General features: G+C 41.6%; 3 protein-coding genes. 1 reads left to right on the top strand and 2 read right to left on the bottom strand.

The window, feature by feature from the left end:
- Positions 1-268: 268 nt before the first annotated feature.
- On the bottom strand, positions 269-1261 hold the full coding sequence (locus tag ACP45E_RS19400; protein ID WP_017037296.1) for a nitrilase family protein: 993 nt from the start codon (positions 1259-1261) through the stop codon (positions 269-271).
- Between the two features lie 62 nt (positions 1262-1323).
- On the opposite strand from ACP45E_RS19400, the gene ACP45E_RS19395 reads away from it, so the two are divergent.
- Positions 1324-2205: a LysR family transcriptional regulator gene (locus tag ACP45E_RS19395; RefSeq protein ID WP_017037297.1), complete on the top strand. Its 882-nt coding sequence runs from the start codon at positions 1324-1326 to the stop codon at positions 2203-2205.
- A 76-nt stretch (positions 2206-2281) separates the two neighbouring features.
- Here the strand turns inward: ACP45E_RS19395 and ACP45E_RS19390 are convergent, their stop codons facing one another.
- The gene (locus tag ACP45E_RS19390; RefSeq protein WP_017034541.1) at positions 2282-3145 is read right to left on the bottom strand and encodes a phage integrase N-terminal domain-containing protein; all 864 of its coding nucleotides are present in this window, start codon (positions 3143-3145) and stop codon (positions 2282-2284) included.
- Between the last annotated feature and the right edge of the window lie 43 nt (positions 3146-3188).

The raw sequence follows: 3188 nt of genomic DNA, 5'->3' as shown, positions 1-3188 counted from the left end.
AAATATCGCGCAATACACTGAAATCAATCAACTTTCCCCTTCCCTATGTTGTCCCTACATTTTCTGGGTGGATTAAGGGTGGACGAAAGGTGGACTTATACAGTAGTTTTCCTTGGTTAAAATATTAGGCGTATTTTTAGCCAACTTCAACTAGAAGTAACAAAACAAACTAACTCACTTTTGCCCCAAAGTTTGTTAGTGGCTATTTATGAAATAATGTAATCGCCAACGCATTATTCGTTGGCGAATGTTCAATAAGTTACGCCATCTATTTTTGCGTCGAGAACCTTGCTTGATAAGGCGTCAATTCATTCCCTTCCATCGTTAAGGGAGCATAGAGATTAGGTCTACGACCTCTGATCCAGCGCTTGCCTGTACACATGTTTAGATCTTTCGCATTGAGATCGGCAATAACCATAGCATTATCGATGCAGTCAGTTTCAGCGATAATTTCACCATAGGGATTGAGCACCATCGCATTCCCCGTTCTAACTTCATCCATATCAACCCCAACACCGTTACTAAAGATTAGGAACATGCCATTGTCATGGGCACGCGCGGGTAGCCAACGCATTAACCACTTTCTTCCTTTAGAGCCTTGCATTTCAGAACGAATCGAATCTGGATCTTGGTGACGATTATGCCAAAGCTGGGGATCAATCAACCCCATCGCATTAGGGCTTCGAGAGTCCGTTCCGCCTGTTTGATGAGGCGCGACTAATATATCTGCTCCTTTTAATGCTGTTATTCGAACATTCTCGACTAAATTATTATCCCAGCAAATCAGGATTCCTACACGGCATCCATGTGGTGTATCAAATACAGTGTATTCATTGCCACTTCTCATGTGTCCACTGACAAACGTATGCAGCTTTCTGTGTTTGGCTATCTGGCCATCAGGCATTGCCATTACGTAAGAATTATAGAGATTTCCGTCCTCGTCCTTTTCAATTAAACCTGCGCCGATGCTGAGTTGGTATTGTTCAGACATTTTTAGCAAGCGTTGAGACGTTTCCCCTTGTGGAATGAACTCGGACAAATCATTGATCTCTGATTTTTTAAGTTTCGAAACATGCCAATAACCAGTCACACACATTTCAGGGAAGGCGATGATTTTTACCCCTTGTTTAGCCGCCTTTTCTACGTAACTTTGAATGACCGATAAGTTGTAGTTTTTGTCGTTCGCATGGTGGTTAAATTGGACAGTCGCAACACGGATATCTTTCATAATTATTCCTTTTACTTGGTGAATATCAACCATTTTAAAAAACTCTTTTGATTCCGTATAATGAATAAAATTCCTATAATTAATGAGCGCATGGAATGGATTTTGTCGATTTACGCACATTCTGCCAGTTAGCGGTAGATGGTAACTATCGAGTAGCTTCAGAGCACTTACACATCACTCAGTCAGCTTTAACTAAGAAGATTCAGCGCCTTGAAGCTTTTTGTGGAGTGGTTTTATTTGAGAGAGGAAGACAAGGGGCCAGTCTAACTGCGGCAGGCGTAGCTCTTTTACCTGAAGCGCAACGAATTGTATCGAGTTTTGAATCTTATAAATCTCTAACTCAACGAGTCGCCAAGGGAATTGCAGGAAATCTGAATATAGGTTTTGGTATATCTTCCTACCACCTTGCTCCAGATTACATAGCTAAGTTTAAAAAACACTACCCAGAGATCCATATTACGCTTAACGATATACCATCTCAAAAGCAGTCAGAATTTCTACTTTTAGGGGATCTTCATCTCAGTTTTAGTCGACTACCAACTGTAGCTCCGCTGAAGGGCGTAAAGCTCTGTACAGATCACCTAGTGCTTGCGACGCATAGAAGTCAAATCATAGACAAAAACAAACTATGGTTTTCGTTAGATTCAATCGATTATTTACAGCTTAACCCTGAGCGAGGGAAGGGACTAAGCCAACAAATAAACATGCTATTAGGGGAGCATGAGAAAAAACTGAATATAGTTCAGGAGGCCGATGATATTCAAACATTGTTGGCACTAGTATCAGCAAATTTGGGCTTCACTATTGTTCCTGCAAGTGTAAAGCATATTGCGAATGAGCATGTCGTTTTTTGGGAACTGTCAGGGAAAAATAGCTCATGGGATGTCGGCTTAATTTGGAATGAGCAGTTAGAGAGCTTTGCAAAAGATAATTTCATTCAGTTTGTTGAGAAGATGCCAATTGAACGTTATTGGTAACTCATTTTTGTCCAACAACAAGTTAGAAGTGTTCGGATTCCGAACACTTCTAAATGCGAATTTAAGTGGTGCAAATCTATCGACCTAAGTAAACGGCGGTCACCTCTTCCCTGCCATGACCTAGTTCCTCACTAATGATCATTCTGGCTTCATAGTCACGCTGTTTGTACGCTCCTGTTAACCTTTTTGTTGACGGTCCTCCCGCAGCAGGAGCATATAAGCCCGTCAAATCAAAGTAACGCTGGTGCGCATACGCATGCCTTAAGCCGTGTGCTCGATCTAACCCCATCTTGATACATGCTCGCTCATAGCGCTTCATTTGAGTAACGTATTTGGCGTTCTTAGGGATCAAAGAACCCTCTCCTACCCATTTTTTCACTTCATCAAGTAATTCGCGTTGGTACGCATTTCTTATTGGAATGTCTCGCGGCCTTGCTCCTTTAGTTTTCACGAGGTGTAGGTGATCACCTCTGTCGGCAAGGTTAATTTGAATTTTCATGCTCTCCTCTCTACGCAAGCCAAAAGCTACTTGCAACCGAAAACTTGCTTCCAGGTATAGGTCGTTGAGTTTAGATAGTTGTGCGTTAGAAAGGTGACGTGCTTTATTTTGATTGGTGACATATTTGCGGTTTTCTATGCCAAGTGAAAGGTTACTTTTTGGTACGAGTCCAGGTTTGCCAATCTTCTCAGATAGCCATCGTAAGTGGGTCATTCTGGTTTTGATTGTGCCAACGGCTAAGCCTTGAGATTGCCAATGGTGTACAAGCTTTTCGATATGCTTACGGCCAAGGTTCCGTAACTCTAATTTTCGAACGTTTAACTCTTTTAATTGTTTGTCTGCTAGCTTAAGTATCTTCTTTCTTTCAGCTTGAGTGGCTTTAGAGCCATCTGGGTTACGATGTAATACGCGGGTAATTTGATAATAAAAATTCGTCGCCATGCGGCCACCTCAAAATATCATAATGAATAAAAGAGCCGATATA

It is taken from the genome of Vibrio genomosp. F10 str. 9ZD137, from assembly GCF_049974785.1.
Lineage (GTDB): Bacteria > Pseudomonadota > Gammaproteobacteria > Enterobacterales > Vibrionaceae > Vibrio.
The sequence above is the reverse complement of the archived record's forward strand: the minus strand, read 5'-3'. Positions and strand labels throughout refer to the sequence as shown.